Raw genomic sequence first — 16,896 nt, forward strand, 5'->3', positions numbered from 1 at the left:
CAATAAACGATCATGGCGAAGCTTTCGGAGCTTTTGTCCAGTCCAGGACTGGAGACGGCCAACGTCGTCACGGGCAGCCTTCCGGCGCGCGAGGTGAGCGATGTCGCCATGGTGGACGATCCGGCCCGGTTGCACAAGGTCCCCGAGGGCGCTGTTGTTATCCTGACGCCCTCGTTGCTGGCCCAGGCCCAGGCCTACCACCTCGACATCTGGGGCCGAACCGTGGCCGAACGCGGTGCCGCCCTGCTCCTGTTGCACGGCTACCACCCGGAGAAGGTGCCGCGCAGCGCCACCAGGCTCGCCAGCCGCTCGGAGATGGCGCTGGCCTGTGTCCCGGCCGAGACCGACGCCGCGCGTCTCGTGCGCGCCATCGGCCGGGTGATCGACGCGGGGTCCGAGGACGCGCTGGCCCGCGCCACGGCGGCCGCCCGGGCCCTGGCCGAGGCGGTCGAGGACGACCTGACCACCGCCGAACTGTGCGCGCTGGCCGCACAGGCCGCGGGCTGCCCGGTCCAGGCCCGCAGACCCCAGGACGGCGAAGTGGGCGCGCCGGTCCTCATCGACGGGGTGGAGGTCGACCACGTCGCGGTGCCCGACGCCGCGGGGCCCGGCGGTGACCTCGCCCGGATCGTCGCCCGGCTGACCGCGGAGACCGCGGCCCGCGTGACGATCGCCCGCAGGCGGGCCGAGGAGCTGCCCATCCGATCCCGTTCCCAGCTGCTCAGCGAGCTGTTGACGGCCGGCCCGCAGCACGTGATCGAACTGGTGCCCCGGGCCCGCTCGCTGGGGTTGGGCATCGACGACTGGCACGCGGTGGTGCAGCTCGACGTCGACACCGAGGAGCTGAGCGAGGCGCAGCGGTTCGGGTTCGGCGAGACGCTGGGCACCGTCGTCATGCAGGCGGTCGGCCGCTCCGGGGCCGGGCACGGCGAGGGCGGGGGCGCGGGCTGGCACCTCGCCTACGCCGACGGAACCCCCCTGCTGGTGCGCACCTGGGGCCGTAACCCGGGGGAGGGGGCGATGCGCAAGGTGCGCGCCGCCGTGGAGACGGTGCACGCCGAGCTGGCCCGCCGAATGCCGGAGCGGCGCGTCCGGTTCGGGATCGGCAGCGTCCATGAGACCGTCGAGGGGCTGCGCGCCTCGTGGGCCGAGGCCCGCGCCGCCCTGCTCAGCGACGACCCCGCCCACGGCGCCAGGACGCCCGAGATCGTGGTCTTCGACGACCTGGGGCTGCACCGCATGCTCGTCGAGTGGTACACCACCCACACCGCCCGCACCGCGGTGCGCGACCTGCTCGCCCCGCTGGAACGGCTCGGGCCCGACAAGTGCGCCATGATGGTGCGCACCCTGCGGGTCTACCTGGACCAGCAGGGGTCGCTCAGCGGCACCGCGACGGCGCTCAACCTGCATCGCAACGCGGTCAGCTACCGGCTCAAGCGCATCGTGTCGCTGCTGGACGTGGACCTGGACGACCCCGACCAGCGGCTGGCCCTGCACCTGGCGTGCCGGGCCTGGAAACTCTCGTGAACGCCGCCCCGAGGCGGCGGGCTCACGCTTCGGGGAGCATCTCGGCCCAGGGGAACAGGTAGATCGAGTACAGGACGATGGCGATCGTCAGCAGCGGCGTGATGACCTTGCGCTCGATCGGGCCGTCGGTCTTGAACCCCATGTTCTTGCCGAAGCGGTACTTGCTGGCCGGCCACAGCAGCGGGACGCCCATCTCGGTGGCCATGTCGCCGGCGAAGTGCAGCAGGCAGCCGAAGGCGACGGCCAGACCCATCCACGAGTAGTCGACGCCCGAGGTATAGAGCGCGAGGACGATGCCGGCCGTCCCCATCGCGTTGATCACCTCGGCGGCGGTGCGGTTCTTGTCCATGCCGAAGCCCAGCCCGTTGAGGGCGATGCCGGTGAGGAGGAAGACGAAGACCTGTACCGCCATGTCGGACCACAACGCCAGTGCCTGGGTCAGCACCCCCATGATGAGGGCGAAGAGGAAGGAGTGGGTCCCGTTGCGGTGCCCGCCGAAGAGCCAGTTGAGCAACGCCCCCAACGTCTTGGTGACCACGCCGTAGGTCTGGGTGATGGTGGCGCTCTTGTGGTCGAGGTCGGGCAGCAGCGCCGCGCCGGCGCAGACGAACGACCCGGCGATGATCTCTCCGGGGCCGAGGTCGAACCGGACGCCCAGGATCTCCGTCCCCTGCACCAGGGGAACGATCGCCATCCAACCGACCACGCCGCTCAGCGCGTGAGAGTGCCCCATCATGGCCGGAACCGTAGCGGTTGACGGCGTTTCAGGCGAATCGCCTGAGCGGCTACAAAACGGGGACGCGCGGTGATGTCAGCACCGACCACGCCATGAGCGGGTCTACCCATCGTAAACGTTATGTGACGTCCACGGTGCGAATCGTTGACCCTCCTCCGGCGACGCTGGTAGACAACCAACTCAGCGGCGAGAAGATCACTCTCCCCCCGAGCAATGAGGGAATCCGCTCCATGGTCGTTCGACAGACACCTTCGAGACCGAGATCCTCCCGCTGGACGGCGCTGGGCGCCGCCGTGCTGGCCTTCGTGGTGGGGTCCCTCCCCACCGCCGCGGCGGCCGAGTCCGCCGACGGGGCGCCGACCACGCTGACCCTCGCCGTCTCCCAACCGGTCGATTCCCTCAGTCCCTTCCTCGCCCAGCGGGCCATCAGCACCAACATCCACCGGCTGGTCTATGACTACCTCACCAACTACGACGCCGAGACCAACGAGCCGATCGGCGCCATCGCGGAGTCATGGGAGGTCTCGGAGGACCAGCTCACCTGGACCTTCCACCTCCGAGACGGCCTGGAGTGGAGCGACGGCGAGCCCCTGACCGCCGACGACGTCGCCTGGACCTACACCACGATGATGGAGGACGAGGCCGCGGCCACGGCCAACGGCAACTTCGTCGCCAACTTCGAGAAGGTCACCGCCCCCGACGACGCCACCGTCGTCGTCAAGCTGGCCGAACCCCAGGCCACGATGCTCGCCCTGGACGTGCCGATCCTGCCCCGGCACGTCTGGGAGAACGTGGACGACTTCGCGAGCCACAACAACGACCAGGACTTCCCCGTCGTCGGCAGCGGGCCGTTCGTCCTCACCGGCTACGAGCCCAATCGCTCGATCACCCTGGAGGCCAACCCCGACTACTGGCGGGGCGCCCCCGGCTTCGACCGGATCGTGTTCCGCTACTACAACGACCAGGACGCGATGGTCGAGGCGCTGCGCAAGGGTGAGGTCTCCCTGGTCAGCCAGCTCACCCCGGCCCAGGCCGACGCGCTCGCCGGCGAATCCGGCATCACCGTCAACGACGCCAGCGGCAAACGCTTCATGGGCTTCACCATCAACCCCGGGGCTCGCACCCAAGACGGTGACCCCATCGGCGACGGCCATCCGGCGCTGCGCGACCGCGACGTGCGCCGCGCGATCACGATGGCCATCGACAAGGAGGCGATCGTCGAACGGGTCTACGGCGGCTACGCCGAGGCCGCCGAGGGCTACATCCCCTCCCGGTACGGCGACTACCACTGGACCCCGGCCGGGGACGAGCGGCTGGCCTTCGACCCCGAGGCGGCCAACGCGCTGCTGGACGAGGCGGGGTATGAACGCGGCGAGGACGGCGTCCGCGTCTCCCCCGACGGCGAACGGCTCTCCCTGCGCCTGCACGTCCACAACGACCGGCCCGACTACGTGCAGACCGGCCAGTTCGTGGAGGAGTGGCTCACCGACATCGGTGTCGAGGTCCAGGGCGAATACGTCGACCCCGGCAAGATCGGCGACGCGCTCACCAGCGGCGAGTACGACCTGATCTTCACGGGCTGGGCGGTCAACCCCGACCCCGACTACGTGCTCGGCATCCACACCTGCGACGCGCTTCCGGTCGAACCGGGCACGATGCGCAGCGACTCCTACTTCTGCAACGAGGACTACGACGAGCTCTACCGGCGCCAGATCGCCGAGTACGACCCGCAGGAGCGCGCGAACCTCGTCAAGGAGATGCAGCAGATCCTCTACGAGGAGGCGGTCGTCAACGTGCTGGTCTATCCCAACACGCTGGAGGCCTACCGATCCGACCAGATCGCCTCCATCCAGGTCCAGCCCGATCCCGGCGGCAACATCTGGGGACAGGACGGCTACTGGAGCTTCTGGTCGGCCCAGCCCGCCGACGCCGCGGGCTCCTCGTCGGGCGTCTCCGGTGCGCTGATCGCCGGTATCGCCGCGGGGGTCGTCGTGGTCGGCGCGGGAGTCGTCTTCCTCGTCGTGCGCCACCGCTCGGCGACGGCGGAGGACCGCGAATGACCGGGACCCAGGCCCCGGTCACCGCGGCCGCCGGCTCCGCCCCGGACAGGGGCGGGGAGGGCCGGCCCGGCCGGGGCAAGGCGCTGCGCTACATCGCCGGGCGACTGCTGACCTCGCTGCTGTCCCTGGTCGCGGTCATGTTCACCGCGTTCTTCCTCTTCCGCATCCTGCCCGGCGACCCGGTGCGGGCCATGACCGAGGGACGCTCGGTCAGCGTCGAGCAGATGGAGGAGCTGCGCCGCCAGTTCGGGCTGGACAAGCCACTGCCGCAGCAGTTCGTCGACTACTGCCTGGGGCTGCTCCGCTTCGACCTGGGGGTCTCCTACCAGTACCGCGTCCCCGTCGTCGAGCTCATCGCCGACCGGTTGTGGCCTACCGTCCTGCTCTCGGGCACCGGCACGCTGTTGGCCGCGCTGCTGGGGCTGTGGCTGGGGACCCGTTCGGCGTGGCGCCGCGGTTCGGTCTCCGACCGGGTCAACTCCGGTGTCGCGCTCACCCTGTGGTCGGTGCCGACGTTCTGGCTCGGGCTGATCCTCATCGTCCTGCTGGCCTCGGGCGCCGACCTCTTCCCCACCGGCGGCATGATGACGCCCGGGACCACCGGGGCCGTCGCGGTGACGCTGGACGTCGCCCACCACATGGTGCTGCCCGTGGCCACGATGGTCGCGGTCCTGTACGCCCAGTACCTGATGATCATGCGTTCCTCGTTGCTGGACGAGATGGGCGGCGACTACCTGGTGACGGCCCGGGCCAAGGGACTGCGCGACGCGTTGGTGCTCCGCCGCCACGCGGTCCCCAACGCGCTGCTGCCCGCCGTCACGCTGATCTTCCTCAACATCGGGCTGGTCGCCTCGGGCGCGATCCTGGTCGAGACGGTCTTCTCCTGGCCCGGGCTGGGAACGCTGTTCTACGAGGCCCTGTCCGTTCCCGACCTCCCGCTCGTGCAGGCCCTGTTCATCTTCTTCTCCGCGGCGGTCATCCTCATGAACCTGGTCGCCGACCTCGTCTACCCGCTGCTGGACCCGAGGGTGCGCTCATGAGTACGACCGAACCGGCGGCGACGCCGGAACCCCGCCCGGCACCGCCGAGCCCCGGTCCCGGGGACGGCCCGGAGGGGGCCACGGCCTCCCCGCGCAGGCTCGCCCGGCAGCGGCGTCGGCGGGCGCTCGCGCGGTTCTGGCGCGACTACCGGGCCAACCGCGCCGGGCTGTTCGGCCTGGCGGGGCTGGCGCTGTTCGTCCTGGTGGCCCTGGCCGCCCCGTGGCTCGTCCAGCCCGCGGACCTCAGCGTCACCCGGGCCCCCGGCCTGCCCTACCAGCCGCCGAGCCTCGACTACCCGCTGGGGACCGACAACTTCGGCCGTTCGGTGCTCGACCTCGTCATCTGGGGGTCACGGGTGTCGCTGCTCGTCGGCTTCCTCGCCACGCTGGTCTCGGTCACCCTGGGCGCGCTCATCGGGATCATCGCCGGTCATTTCGGCGGGGCCACCGGAACCGTCCTGATGCGCGTCACCGACTGGTTCCTCGTCCTGCCCACCCTGGTGCTGGCCATCGCGCTGGCCACGGTGCTCAGCCGGAGCGTGTTCACCATCATCCTGGCGATCGGGGTCACCGCGTGGCCGACCACGGCCCGTCTGGTCCGCGCCCAGACGCTCGCGGTGGAGGCCCGCCCCTACATCGAGCGGGCCAGGGCGCTGGGCGGCGGGCACCTGCACATCATGATGCGCCACGTGCTGCCCAACGTCATGCCGCTGGTGCTGGCGCAGACCACGCTGCTCGTGGCCAGCTCGATCATCATGGAGTCCACCCTGGCCTTCCTCGGTCTGGGCGACCCGACCACCGTGTCGTGGGGCGGTGTCCTCCAAGACGCCCGCAACGCGGGCGCGGTCAGCTCCGGGGTGTGGTGGTACCTGCTCCCGCCGGGTCTGGCGATCGCGCTGGTGGCGCTCTCCTTCACGCTGTGCGGCCGGGCCCTGGAAGGCGTGCTCAACCCGAGGCTGAGGGACCGCTCGTGAACTACCTGGAAGTCAACGACCTCACCGTCACCTACCGCACCCAGGACGGCCCGCTGCCCGCGGTGCGCGGCGTCGACCTGACGGTCGAACCCGGGAGCAAGCTCGGCATCGCCGGTGAGTCGGGGTGCGGCAAGTCCACGGTCGCGCTCGCGCTGCTGCGGCTGCTGCCCAAGTCGGCGGTGCTGGGCGGGCGCGTCCTGCTCGACGGCGAGGACGTGCTGACCATGAAGTGGGGCCGATTGCGCGCGGTCCGCTGGGCCGGCGCCTCGATCGTCTTCCAAGGGGCGATGCACGCGCTCAACGCCGTGCACCGCATCGGCGACCAGATCGCCGAGCCGATCCTGCTGCACGGCGGGGCGACCCGGGCCGAGGCCGCCCGCCGCGCGGGGGAGCTGCTGGAACAGGTCGGCCTGCCCGCGGCGCGCGCCGCCGCCTACCCGCACGAACTGTCGGGAGGCCAGCGTCAGCGCGTCATGATCGCCATGGCGCTGGCCTGCGAGCCGCGGTTGATCGTCGCGGACGAGCCGACCACCGCGCTCGACGTGATGATCCAGGCCCAGATCCTGCGGCTGATCGACCGCCTGATCGGCGACCACGGCATCAGCATGGTGATGATCAGCCACGACCTGTCGGTGCTGGCCGACACCTGTGACCGGCTCGCCGTGATGTACGCCGGGCGCGTGGTCGAGGAGGGGCCGGCGGCGGAGGTGTTCGCGGCCCCCCGCCACCCCTACGGCCAGGCCCTGGGCGCCGCGTTCCCGCGGATCGGCGATCCGGCGTCGCGCCGCAACCCGCGCGGACTGCCCGGGGACCCGCCCGACCCGGCGGCCCTGCCCTCGGGCTGTTCCTTCCGGCCCCGCTGCGGGGTCGTCGAGGAGCGCTGCGCGCACGTCGACCCGATGCTGTGGCCCGCGGGCCCCCGACGGAGGGCCGCGTGCGTGCGGGTGCTCGACGGGACGGCCGCGGACACGGTCGAGGCGCCCGCGGCGCGGACCACACCCGAGACGGCCGTGGAGGAGACCCGATGACCATTCGCACCGACGGGGTCGCCGGGCCCGTCCCCGAGACGGCCCCGGCCGTCCTCGCGGCGCGCGACCTGCGCGTGGAGTTCCGCGGCCGGGGGGAACGCGCCGTCGCCCGCGCTGTCGACGGGGTCGACCTCGACGTGCGGGCGGGCGAGATCGTCGCCCTGGTCGGCGAATCGGGGTGTGGGAAGACCACATTGGCCCGCACGCTGCTGGGCCTGGAGCGGCCGACGGCCGGACAGGTGACCTTCGAAGGCCGGCCGCTGGGCCACCGCGCCCGTGAGCTCAAGGCCTACCGCCGCCGCGTCCAACTGGTGCTGCAGGACCCCAACGGCTCCCTCAACCCCCGGCACACCGTCTACGACGCGGTCGCCGAAGGGCTGCGCATCCACCACGGGACGACCGCCGACGAGCGGGAGCGGGTCGCCGCCGCGCTGTCTCGGGCGGGGCTGCGCCCGCCCGAGCGGTTCTTCCTGCGCTACCCCCACGAGATGTCGGGCGGACAGCGCCAACGTGTCGTGATCGCCGGGGCGTTGGTGCTGGACCCCGAGGTCATCGTGGCCGACGAGCCGGTCGCCTCGCTCGACGCCTCGGTGCGCGGCGAGATCCTCGACCTGCTGTTGCGCCTACGCGACGACCTGGGGCTGTCGGCCCTGGTGGTGACCCACGACCTCGGTCTGGCCTGGAACATCGCCGATCGGGTGGCCGTGATGTACCTGGGCCGCATCGTCGAGGTCGGCTCGGTCGAGGAGGTGCTGACCGCGCCACGCCACCCCTACACCCGCGCGTTGCTGTCGGTCCTGCCCGAGGGCCGGACCGGGGAGCCCATCATCCTGTCCGGTGAGCCGCCCGACCCCACCAGGATTCCCGGGGGGTGCCGTTTCCACGCCCGCTGCCAGGTGCTGGCCTCGGGCGAGGCCGAGCGCGCGGGGATCGCCGAGCGCTGCCGCGCCGAGGACCCCGGGATCCTCTCGGCGGCCCCGGTGGCGCAGGTGGCCTGCCACCACGCCACCGGCCAGGACGGCCGGGGATCCCCCGGTTAGCGGGCCGGCAGACCCAGCAGACCCAGTTCGCGGAGCTCGCGGTGCTCCCGGGCCGACCGGGCGAGCAGCGAAACGGTCCGGCCGTCGGCGCGCCCGTCCGCGGGCAGGCCCATCGAACGCTGGAACTCCTGCAACGCCAGGATGCGCTGGGCCGGCGCAGCGGCCGCGTCCAGCAGACCCAGCTCGATCAGCAACGCGCGGACCTCGGCGGGTTCGGCCTCGGGAAGGACGAGATCGGGGGCGAGCGCACCGGCCAGCACCGCGCCGGCCCAGGTGAGAGCGTCGCGCAGGAGGTCGGCGAGACGGTGCTGCCCCCGGTGGTGGACGGGGACGTCGGAGCGCCAGGCCCCGGTGGGGTGTGGTGCCCGGATCGTGGCCATCGTGATCACCTCCCGGGCGGAGGTCTCCGCCCTCATCCGCCAGTATTCCCAGCCGGGGCGAGCCCGACCTCATCCTTGAGGGGGGAGTTCGGTTAAGCCGAAAGTAGGGGGTGGGCGCGCGGGAGAGCGGTCCGGTCGCCCCCGGACCGGAGGCGACCGGACCGCCTCACCGTAGGGCGGGCTCGTCCAGGACGAGTGTCGCGGCGTCGGCGTCCAGGGTCGCCGTCACCCCCAGGGGGACGGTGAGCTGGCTCGGCGCGTGGCCGAACCCCAGCTCCCACACCACGGGGACGCCCAACGGCGCCAGCCGCTCCAGCATCAACGCGCGGATCACCTCCGGCCCCGGCGTGCAGTTGTGCCAGGACCCCAGGGCGATTCCGGCCACGCCGTCGAGCCAACCGGTGCGCAGCAACTGGGTGAGCATCCGGTCGATCCGGGAGACGTCCTCGCCGACGTCCTCCAACAGCAGGATCCCGCCGGCGGCCGAGGGGCGGCTGTGCGGGGTGCACAGACCATCGTTGAGCAGGCTCAGATTGCCCCCGATCGTGACCCCGCGGGCCTTCCCCCCGATCAGCGTCGCCGCCCCCGGCGAGGTCAGTCTCAGGCGTGACTCCGGTTCGAACAGGGTCGCGCGCAGCTCCGCCGAGGTGCGGGCGTCCCCGACGAACTCCGCGGTGGCCAGCACCGGGCCGTGCACGGTCGCCACCCCCAGCTCGCCGGCGAACGCCTCGTGCAGCGCGGTGACGTCGCTGTAGCCGACGAACGCCTTCGGCCGCGCCGCCCGCATCGCCGCGAAGTCGAGCAGGTCGACGGTGCGGTGCGCGCCGTCGCCGCCACGGGCGCACAACACCGCGGCGCTGTCGGGGTCCGACCACGCCTCCTGGAGGTCGCGGGCGCGGTCGGCGTCCTTGCCGGCCAGGTAGGGCAGGACCGGATGACGGTCCAGCACGTGCCGGCCCAGACTCACCTCAAGCCCCCAGCCGCGCAGGAGCGCGCACGCCTCCTCCAGCCGTTGCCGGGGTACCGGCCCGCACGGGGCCACCACCGAGACCCGGTCGCCGGGACGCAGCCGCCGTGGCCGCCTGCCCGGACGCGCGGCGGTCACGGCCGCAGCTCCACCGGCTCGGCATCGGTCTCGAACCCGAACACCTGGGCGTACAACGACAGTTCGGCGTTGAGCGCCGCCCGGATCGTCGCCTCCTGGCGGAAGCCGTGCTGCTCACCGGCGAACGCCAGATAGGCGTGGGGCACGCCCCGGCCCTGGATGCGTTCCAGGAAACGTTCGGACTGCACCGGCGGACAGATCTCGTCCTCCAGCCCCTGCAACAGCACGAACGGCGCGTTGATCGAGTCGGCCCGGTTCACCGGGGAGCGTTCCTCGTAGCGCCGTCGCTCCTGGGGCCAGGGGCCGACCAGGGTCTCCAGGTACCGCGACTCGAAGTCGTGGGTCTCGCCCGTGCGCCACCCCACCAGGTCCAAGATGGGGTACAGGATCGCGCCGCAGCGGAAGACGTCGGTGGAGGCCAGGGCCGCCGCCGCCGTCCACCCGCCGGCGCTGCCGCCGCGGATCGCCAACCGTTCGGGGTCGGCCAGGCCGCGCTCGGCGAGGTCCCGGGCCACCGCGACACAGTCGTCGACGTCGACGATCCCCCAGGTGCCGCGCAGCCGCTCCCGGTAGGCGCGGCCGTGGCCCGTGGAACCGCCGTAGTTGACCTCGGCGACGCCGATGCCGCGGCTGGTGAAGTAGGCGATCTCAAGGTCGTGCACCATCGGGGCGCGGCTGGTGGGGCCACCGTGGACGAAGACGACGTAGGGGGCGGGGGTCCCCTCGGGACCGGTCGCCTCGGGGTTGTGCGGCGGGTAGAGGTTGGCGTGCACGTCGCGACCGCCGGGCCCGCGCACCACCATCGCCTGGGGGCGGGGCAGGTAGTCGGCGAAGGGGTCATCGGCGTCGTCGCCGGGCGGCCGGCTCAGCGACTGCCACTCGCCGGTCACCGTCGAGACGGAGACCACCTCGGCGGGAAGAGTCGGGGAGAAGGCCACGCCGATGACGGAGTTGCCCGCCGCGCCCCCCAACGTGATCCGGCCGCTCCACTCGGTGTGGGGCGTGGTCAGGTCGACGAGCTCGCCGGAGTCGGGGCTGAGCAGCCCCAGGGAGGTGGCCGCCCGGCCGTGCACGACGGCGATCCGGCCGTCGGGCAGCGGAGCCGACCACGTGGCGCCGGTCTGCCACAGCGGACCGCCGAACTCCTCGTCGCGGCGGCACAGGTTGACCGGCTCGCGCACGGCCTCGCCCTCCGGGTCCAAGGTGAGCTGGTGCGGGTTCCACCACCCCTGGGGATCGGTGACGCAGTAGAGCGTGGTGGCGTTGACCCACTCCACCTGGACGACCGCCTGGTCCTTTCCGCCCGCGACGCGGCGCGCCCCGTCCACCCTGCCGTCCTCGGTGATCTCGCCGACCATGAGCGCCGTGGAGTCCCAGGGCATGTCCGGGTGGTCCCAGCCGATCCAGGCCAGCCGGCGCCCGTCGGGGGAGATCCGCGGACAGGCGAGGAAACGGTGGCCCGAGGCAACGATCCGGACCGACCGGGGGTCCTCGGCGGCGGAGCCGTCCAGCGGCACCGCCACGATCGCCCGTTCCACGTCGGTGGGGGCCGGACCGGTGTGCAGTTCACGCACGCACCACACCTCCGTGCCGTCGGGGGTCACGACCGGTTCGGCGTAGCGGACCCCCGAGGGCAGGCCCGGTTCGGGCGTCAACGGCCGGGGAAGCGCGACCGGGCCCGGGGCGGGGTCGTGCGGGTGGCGGGCGCGGCCGGGCTCGTAGCGGTACAGCCGCTGGTCGGAGTACTCGCTGAACACCACGACCGGGCCGTCGCCGCCGCGGAACAGGACATAGGGCCGGCCGCCGTATTCGTGGACCCGGTTGCGCACGTTCCAGGGGGCGGGCAGGACCGTCTCGACGCCGCCCGGGCTGCTGTCCAGGCGGACCCGGCACAGGGTCACCCGACCGCCTTCCCCGGGCCGGGGCTCGGTCCACCACACCTCCTCCTCAAGCGTGGCGGGCCAGTTGGGGGCCCCGTCGTGCCGGGCCACCGCCGCGGCGTCGATCGGGGAGGGCCACGAGCCGTAGGGGAGGGAGCGCTTCGTCACCGCCGGGCCTTTCCTGTTCGTCGTCTCCGCCGGCCGGGGAGCACCGGCCGGTACCGCCGGGACGGCCGTCACCGGCCGCCCCGAGTCAGCCGGGCCGCCCTATTCGACCGTGGTCAAGAAGCGGTCCAGCACGCGGGCGCCGAAACGCAGTCCGTCGACCGGGACCCTCTCGTCCACGCCGTGGTAGAGCGGGGCGAGGTCGAGACCCGGCGGCATGCGCAGCGGCGAGAACCCATAACCGGTGATACCCAGCTGCGAGAACTGCTTGGCGTCGGTTCCCCCTGTCAGGCATACCGGGACGACCTGGCCGTCCGGGTCGTGGGCCAGCAGCGCCGCCCGCATGGCCGCGAACGTCGGCGACTCCACGGGGGACAGCAGGGGGACGGAGTGGTGGGCGTACTCCCAGGCGACCCGGTCGCCGGTGAGCTCGTCCATGGTCGAGGCGAACTCCGCCTCGCCGCCGGGGACGACCCGGCCGTCGACGCCGGCCGTGGCGGTCTCCGGGATCACGTTCACCTTGTAACCGGCCTCCAGCATGGTCGGGTTGGCGCTGTTGCGCAGCGTGGAGCCGACCAGGACGCCGGCCGCGCCCAGCGAGTCCAGTAGGGCGTCGATGTCGAGTTCGGGGGAGAAACCCGGGGCGTCCAGGTCCACCTTGCGGCCCAGCGCCGCGGCGATCTCGGTGATCGCGGCGCGTGTCGTCGGGGTCAGCCGGACCGGCCAGCGGTGCCGGTGGATCCGGGCCACCGCGGCGGCCAGCTCGCCCACCGCGTTGTCGGGGTTGGCCTTCGAACCGTGCCCGGCGGTGCCGTGGGCGGTGAGCCGCAGCCACGCGCTGCCGCGTTCGCCCGCGCCGATCGGGTACAGCCGCACGGGGTCGCCGCCGGGGGTGGCGGCGTGGAAGGTGTACCCTCCCGACTCGCCGATCCCCTCGGTGCAGCCCTCGAACAGGCCGGCGTGTTCGCGCACCAACCAGTCCGCGCCGTAGGCGGCGCTGTCCTCCTCGTCCGCGGTGAAGGCCACGACGACGTCCCGGCGCGGGCCGCGCCCGGTGCGCCCCCAGGCGCGGACGAGGGCGAGCACCATCGCGTTGGTGTTCTTCATGTCGACCGCGCCGCGGCCCCACACCATGCCGTCACGGACCTCGCCCGAGAACGGGTGGACCCGCCACTGGGCGGGGTCGGCGGGCACCACGTCCAGGTGGCCGTGGACGAGCAGGCCCGGCGCGCCGGGGTCGCTGCCGGGGATCCGGGCGACCACGTTGGTGCGTCCGGGCGCCGATTCCAGCAGTGTCGGCTCCACGCCGGCCTCGGCCAGCCGTTCGGCGACGTACTCCGCCGCCGGGCGCTCCCGGCAGTCACCGCCGCCCCGGTTCGTGGTGTCGATGCGGATCAGGTCGGAGGTGAAGGTGACGACCTCCTCGTCGGTGATCGCCCAGTCGGCGTCGCCGGTCCGATCCGTTCCCCAGATGTCAGCCATAGCTGTTCTCCACCGCGTTGGAGATGAGGGTGGTCACGGCCTTGAAGCAGCGGATCATCTCATAGGCGTCGGGGGAGGTGTAGCGGACGCGCCGCTCAGACACCAGTGACACGCCCGGAACCAGGGTCGCGGCGCCGGCGAGGTGGGCGGCGTCGACCTCGACCTCCACCGTCAACGGCGCCTGCCGCGCCGGGGCGGTGCGCCCGGCCAGCGCCACGGCGGACTTGGCCGCGGCGGCGATGGCCGCCCGGGTCCGCTCGGGGGGCCGGCAGATCGCCGCGTAGCGCGACACGTGCTCCTTGACCGCGACGGTAGGCGCGTCGGGCGCGTAGGAGGCGGCGTCGACGCAGGTCAGGTCGTCGCCGGTGACGAGTACGACCGGAACGCCGTACTGGGCGGCGACGTGGGCGTTGAGCCGTCCCTCGCTCGCGGGCTCCCCGTCCAGCCACACCCCGGTGATGGAGTTGGGCAGGTAGGTGTGGGCGAGGACGCCTTCGGCCCCCGCTCCGCAGTGGTAGCCGACGAACGCCACCCCGTCGATGTCGCCGCGTTGCACGCCCTCGACCATGCTGAGGTCCTTGTGCCGGCCCGTCAGCATCGTCGCGCGGTCGTCGAGCCGCTCCAGCAGCAGGTTGCGCATCGTGGCGTGGGCCTCGTTGACCACGACCTCGGTCGCCCCGCCGGCCAGGAAGCCCGCGATGGCGCCGTTGACGTCGGAGGTGAACATCGCCCGGCAGCGCTGCCACTGCTCGGTGCCCGGTTCCACGTCGGCCGGCCAGGTGACCCCGGTCGCGCCCTCCATGTCGGCGGAGATGAGGATCTTCACGGCCCGACCCTAGTGCCTGGGGCGGCGCGCCGCACGCCTTGGACGCGCCCGGCGGCCAGGCGTCTAGGGCAGGGTCAGGATCTCGGCGCCGTCCTCGGTGATGACCAGGGTGTGCTCGAACTGGGCGGTGCGCTTGCGGTCGGCGGTCACCGCGGTCCAGCCGTCGTCCCAGATCTCGTACTCGACCGTGCCGAGGGTGATCATCGGTTCGACGGTGAAGGTCATCCCGGGCACCATGACGGTGTCGGCGTGCGGGTCGTCGTAGTGCGGCACGATCAGGCCGGAATGGAACTCGGGGCCGACACCGTGGCCGGTGAAGTCGCGGACCACGCCGTAACCGAACCGCTTGGCGTAGGACTCGATGACCCGGCCGATCACGTTGATCCGGCGGCCCGGACGGCACGCCTTGATCCCGCGCATGGTCGCCTCGTGGGTGCGTTCGACCAGCAGCCGGGACTCCTCGTCGGTCTGGCCCGCGATGAAGGTGGCGTTGGTGTCGCCGTGCACCCCGTGGATATAGGCGGTGATGTCGATGTTGACGATGTCGCCCTCGGCCACGACGGTGTCGTCGGGGATGCCGTGGCAGATGACCTCGTTGAGCGAGGAGCACAGGGACTTGGGGTAGCCCTTGTAACCGAGCGTGCTCGGGTAGGCGCCGTGGTCGCACAGGAACTCGTGACCGATCCGGTCGAGCTCGTCGGTGGTGACGCCCGGACGCACGTTGCGGCCGACCTCCTGGAGGGCCTGCGCGGCGATGCGCCCGGCCACCCGCATGGCCTCGATCGTCTCGGGGGTCTGGACGTCCCCGAGGACGCCCTCGACCGGGCGTTTCCTGCCGACGTACTCCGGGCGCTCGATGTGGGAGGGGACCGAACGGGGCGGCGAGATGCGCCCGGGAACCAGCGGGGTCGTCATGACAGACGAGTGTAGTTCGTGTCAGGAAGGTCCGCTCTCGTCGTCCACCGGCTCCCCGGGGGTGGTGCCGGTGCGGTGTCCGTGGGGTAGAAGGGCGGTTGACGGCGCTCGGACACGGCGCCACGGACCCGAGGAGAACGGACATGAGTGACCGACCCGACAGCGACCACCAGTGGTGGTACTGCCTGAAGCACAACGCGCCGGAGTACGGTCCCGGCTGTCCGGGCAAGTACCGTCTGGGGCCCTATCCCGACGAGGCGACGGCGGCCTCGGCGCTGCGCATCGCCGAAGAGCGCAACGAGGCATGGGAGGAACAGGACGAACGCGACTGAGCGCGTGGGCCGCGCGCGGCGTCTCAGTCCAGGACGCGCGGCCCGCTGACGACGTCGAGGAAGCGGGAGATCCGGTCGCGCAGCCCCGGACGGCGGCGACGTTCCGCCGGATGTCCGGCCGCGGTGCTGACCAGGTGTTGCAGTCCGTCGAACGACAGCGGGGCGTTCGACGGATCGAGGCTGATGGCGTCGTGGGCGAGCGCCGAGAGCTCGGGATCGCCCTGGTCCAGTGCGAGGATGGTCGCGCCGGTGCGCCGGGCGTCGTCGACCCGCTCCAGCAGGGGGACGGGCGCCGCGGGGGCGGGGTTGACCACGAACAGGGTCTCGCCGCGTCGCGCCTCGGCCAGCCGGTCCAGCCCGATCCGCAGATGGGCGGGCGCGTCGGGGGGCGGGTCCCAGCGCACCAGGGTCGGCGACAGCTGTGGCAGTCCCGCGTAGCGGCTCTCGTCGGCGAGGTGGGCGGTCAGATGCCAGGGTTCGTCCTCGGCCGTGCCGACGAGCAAGAGGCCACCTGGCTCGCGGGTGTGGCGCAGGGCGCGGGCGAGCTCCTCGGTGCGATCCAGCCAGGGGGTCGCGGCGAGGAGCTCGCGCAGGGCCGCCACGTGGTGAGCTTCCACGCCTCCCATGGTGCCTCATGAGCCGGGTCGCGCGCAGGAATACCCGGCGAAGTCGCGGCCCCGCCTCACCTCGACCGTGGAAGGGGCTGGGAGAATCGGCCCATGGCAGAGCAGAGATCTCCACACGACCTTCCCGATGTCGCCGGCCTGTCGGTCGCCGTACTCGGAGGAACCGGCGACCAGGGACGTGGACTGGCACGGCGCTTCGCGCTGGCCGGGCACGAGGTGATCCTCGGGTCGCGCAGCGCCGAACGCGCGCGGTCCGCCGCAGAGGAACTGGGGGCCGGGCTGCCGGTGCGCGGGCTGGACAACGCGGCGGCGGCCGAGCAGGGCGACATCGTCATCGTCGCGGTCCCCTGGGAGGGCCACCGCGACCTGCTGGCCTCCCTCGCCGACCGGCTCGCCGGCAAGATCGTCGTCGACTGCGTCAACCCGCTCGGGTTCGACAAGAAGGGCGCCTACGCGCTGCCGGTGGAGGAGGGGAGCGCCGCCCAGCAGGCGGCGGCCGTCCTGCCCGACAGCCGGGTCGTCGCCGCCTTCCACCACGTCTCCGCGGTGGTGCTGCTCGACCCCGAGGTCGCCGAGGTCGACCTCGACGTGCTGGTGCTGGGAGACGACCGCGAGGCCACCGACACGGTGCGCGCCCTGGCCGCGCGCATCCCCGGCGTGCGCGGGATCTACGGTGGCCGGCTGCGCAACGCCCACCAGGTCGAGGCGTTCACCGCCAACCTCATCTCCATCAACCGGCGCTACAAGGCCCACGCCGGGGTCCGCGTCACCGACGTGTGA

16 protein-coding genes are annotated in these 16,896 nt (G+C 72.5%); 8 read left to right on the forward strand and 8 right to left on the reverse strand.

Annotation, left to right across the window (positions count from 1 at the left end):
- The first annotated feature begins 12 nt into the window (after positions 1-12).
- Positions 13-1,527: a PucR family transcriptional regulator gene (locus ACYVHU_RS01960; protein WP_078760390.1), complete on the forward strand. Its 1,515-nt coding sequence runs from the start codon at positions 13-15 to the stop codon at positions 1,525-1,527.
- Positions 1,528-1,549: 22 nt separating this feature from the next.
- Here ACYVHU_RS01960 and ACYVHU_RS01965 read toward each other — a convergent pair whose 3' ends face one another.
- Entirely contained in the window at positions 1,550-2,263 is a 714-nt protein-coding gene (locus ACYVHU_RS01965; RefSeq protein WP_078760391.1) for a metal-dependent hydrolase, read from the reverse strand.
- A gap of 230 nt (positions 2,264-2,493) precedes the next feature.
- Here ACYVHU_RS01965 and ACYVHU_RS01970 point away from each other — a divergent pair, with 230 nt between their 5' ends.
- Genes ACYVHU_RS01970 through ACYVHU_RS01990 form a run of 5 tightly spaced genes read left to right on the forward strand, consistent with a single transcriptional unit; the run spans position 2,494 to position 8,405 of the window.
- Positions 2,494-4,323, forward strand: coding sequence for an ABC transporter substrate-binding protein (locus tag ACYVHU_RS01970; RefSeq protein ID WP_078760392.1), 1,830 nt, complete (start codon positions 2,494-2,496; stop codon positions 4,321-4,323).
- The gene (locus ACYVHU_RS01975) at positions 4,320-5,363 is read left to right on the forward strand and encodes an ABC transporter permease (protein ID WP_498947397.1); all 1,044 of its coding nucleotides are present in this window, start codon (positions 4,320-4,322) and stop codon (positions 5,361-5,363) included. The genes ACYVHU_RS01970 and ACYVHU_RS01975 overlap by 4 nt, the downstream gene beginning before the upstream one ends.
- Complete coding sequence (locus ACYVHU_RS01980; protein ID WP_498947398.1) at positions 5,360-6,337, forward strand: ABC transporter permease; 978 nt, start codon at positions 5,360-5,362, stop codon at positions 6,335-6,337. The genes ACYVHU_RS01975 and ACYVHU_RS01980 overlap by 4 nt, the downstream gene beginning before the upstream one ends.
- Positions 6,334-7,365, forward strand: a complete 1,032-nt coding sequence (locus ACYVHU_RS01985; RefSeq protein ID WP_498947399.1) for an ABC transporter ATP-binding protein — start codon at positions 6,334-6,336, stop codon at positions 7,363-7,365. Before ACYVHU_RS01980 ends, ACYVHU_RS01985 begins: the two co-directional genes overlap by 4 nt.
- Positions 7,362-8,405, forward strand: a complete 1,044-nt coding sequence (locus ACYVHU_RS01990; RefSeq protein ID WP_498947400.1) for an ABC transporter ATP-binding protein — start codon at positions 7,362-7,364, stop codon at positions 8,403-8,405. Before ACYVHU_RS01985 ends, ACYVHU_RS01990 begins: the two co-directional genes overlap by 4 nt.
- Here ACYVHU_RS01990 and ACYVHU_RS01995 read toward each other — a convergent pair.
- The 6 genes from ACYVHU_RS01995 to map all read right to left on the reverse strand — a co-directional run bounded on the left by ACYVHU_RS01995 (position 8,402) and on the right by map (position 15,158).
- Entirely contained in the window at positions 8,402-8,785 is a 384-nt protein-coding gene (locus ACYVHU_RS01995; RefSeq protein ID WP_498947401.1) for a peptidoglycan-binding protein, read from the reverse strand. The two genes, ACYVHU_RS01990 and ACYVHU_RS01995, sit on opposite strands and share 4 nt — an antisense overlap.
- A 166-nt stretch (positions 8,786-8,951) precedes the next feature.
- Entirely contained in the window at positions 8,952-9,890 is a 939-nt protein-coding gene (locus ACYVHU_RS02000; protein ID WP_498947402.1) for a S66 peptidase family protein, read from the reverse strand.
- Positions 9,887-11,938 (reverse strand): S9 family peptidase, encoded by a 2,052-nt coding sequence (locus ACYVHU_RS02005; RefSeq protein ID WP_078760398.1) that lies wholly within the window; start codon positions 11,936-11,938, stop codon positions 9,887-9,889. The genes ACYVHU_RS02000 and ACYVHU_RS02005 overlap by 4 nt, the downstream gene beginning before the upstream one ends.
- A gap of 99 nt (positions 11,939-12,037) precedes the next feature.
- Positions 12,038-13,417 carry a M20/M25/M40 family metallo-hydrolase gene (locus ACYVHU_RS02010; protein WP_498947403.1) on the reverse strand — a complete coding sequence of 460 codons (1,380 nt, stop codon included), beginning with the start codon at positions 13,415-13,417 and terminating at the stop codon, positions 12,038-12,040.
- A complete protein-coding gene (locus ACYVHU_RS02015) occupies positions 13,410-14,243 on the reverse strand; it encodes a M55 family metallopeptidase (RefSeq protein WP_498947404.1) in 834 nt (277 codons plus the stop codon). The genes ACYVHU_RS02010 and ACYVHU_RS02015 overlap by 8 nt, the downstream gene beginning before the upstream one ends.
- Positions 14,244-14,306: 63 nt before the next feature.
- The gene (map, locus tag ACYVHU_RS02020) at positions 14,307-15,158 is read right to left on the reverse strand and encodes a type I methionyl aminopeptidase (RefSeq protein ID WP_498947405.1); all 852 of its coding nucleotides are present in this window, start codon (positions 15,156-15,158) and stop codon (positions 14,307-14,309) included.
- 143 nt (positions 15,159-15,301) lie between these two features.
- Between map and ACYVHU_RS02025 the strand changes: the two genes are divergently transcribed.
- The gene (locus tag ACYVHU_RS02025) at positions 15,302-15,490 is read left to right on the forward strand and encodes a hypothetical protein (protein WP_078760402.1); all 189 of its coding nucleotides are present in this window, start codon (positions 15,302-15,304) and stop codon (positions 15,488-15,490) included.
- 23 nt (positions 15,491-15,513) lie between these two features.
- On the opposite strand, the gene ACYVHU_RS02030 is transcribed toward ACYVHU_RS02025, so the two are convergent.
- The gene (locus ACYVHU_RS02030) at positions 15,514-16,116 is read right to left on the reverse strand and encodes a hypothetical protein (RefSeq protein ID WP_078760403.1); all 603 of its coding nucleotides are present in this window, start codon (positions 16,114-16,116) and stop codon (positions 15,514-15,516) included.
- A gap of 93 nt (positions 16,117-16,209) precedes the next feature.
- On the opposite strand from ACYVHU_RS02030, the gene npdG reads away from it, so the two are divergent.
- A complete protein-coding gene (npdG, locus tag ACYVHU_RS02035; RefSeq protein ID WP_078760404.1) occupies positions 16,210-16,896 on the forward strand; it encodes an NADPH-dependent F420 reductase in 687 nt (228 codons plus the stop codon).

It is taken from the genome of Marinactinospora endophytica (genome assembly GCF_054780875.1).

Coding starts and splice junctions, on each gene's coding strand:
- ACYVHU_RS02030 (WP_078760403.1), bottom strand. CDS start 16,116: ATGGGAGGCGTGGAAGCTCACCACGTGGCGGCCCTGCGCGAGCTCCTC.
- ACYVHU_RS02010 (WP_498947403.1), bottom strand. CDS start 13,417: ATGGCTGACATCTGGGGAACGGATCGGACCGGCGACGCCGACTGGGCG.
- ACYVHU_RS01980 (WP_498947398.1), top strand. CDS start 5,360: ATGAGTACGACCGAACCGGCGGCGACGCCGGAACCCCGCCCGGCACCG.
- ACYVHU_RS01990 (WP_498947400.1), top strand. CDS start 7,362: ATGACCATTCGCACCGACGGGGTCGCCGGGCCCGTCCCCGAGACGGCC.
- ACYVHU_RS01960 (WP_078760390.1), top strand. CDS start 13: ATGGCGAAGCTTTCGGAGCTTTTGTCCAGTCCAGGACTGGAGACGGCC.
- ACYVHU_RS01995 (WP_498947401.1), bottom strand. CDS start 8,785: ATGGCCACGATCCGGGCACCACACCCCACCGGGGCCTGGCGCTCCGAC.
- map (WP_498947405.1), bottom strand. CDS start 15,158: ATGACGACCCCGCTGGTTCCCGGGCGCATCTCGCCGCCCCGTTCGGTC.
- ACYVHU_RS01965 (WP_078760391.1), bottom strand. CDS start 2,263: ATGATGGGGCACTCTCACGCGCTGAGCGGCGTGGTCGGTTGGATGGCG.
- ACYVHU_RS01970 (WP_078760392.1), top strand. CDS start 2,494: ATGGTCGTTCGACAGACACCTTCGAGACCGAGATCCTCCCGCTGGACG.
- npdG (WP_078760404.1), top strand. CDS start 16,210: ATGGCAGAGCAGAGATCTCCACACGACCTTCCCGATGTCGCCGGCCTG.
- ACYVHU_RS01975 (WP_498947397.1), top strand. CDS start 4,320: ATGACCGGGACCCAGGCCCCGGTCACCGCGGCCGCCGGCTCCGCCCCG.
- ACYVHU_RS02025 (WP_078760402.1), top strand. CDS start 15,302: ATGAGTGACCGACCCGACAGCGACCACCAGTGGTGGTACTGCCTGAAG.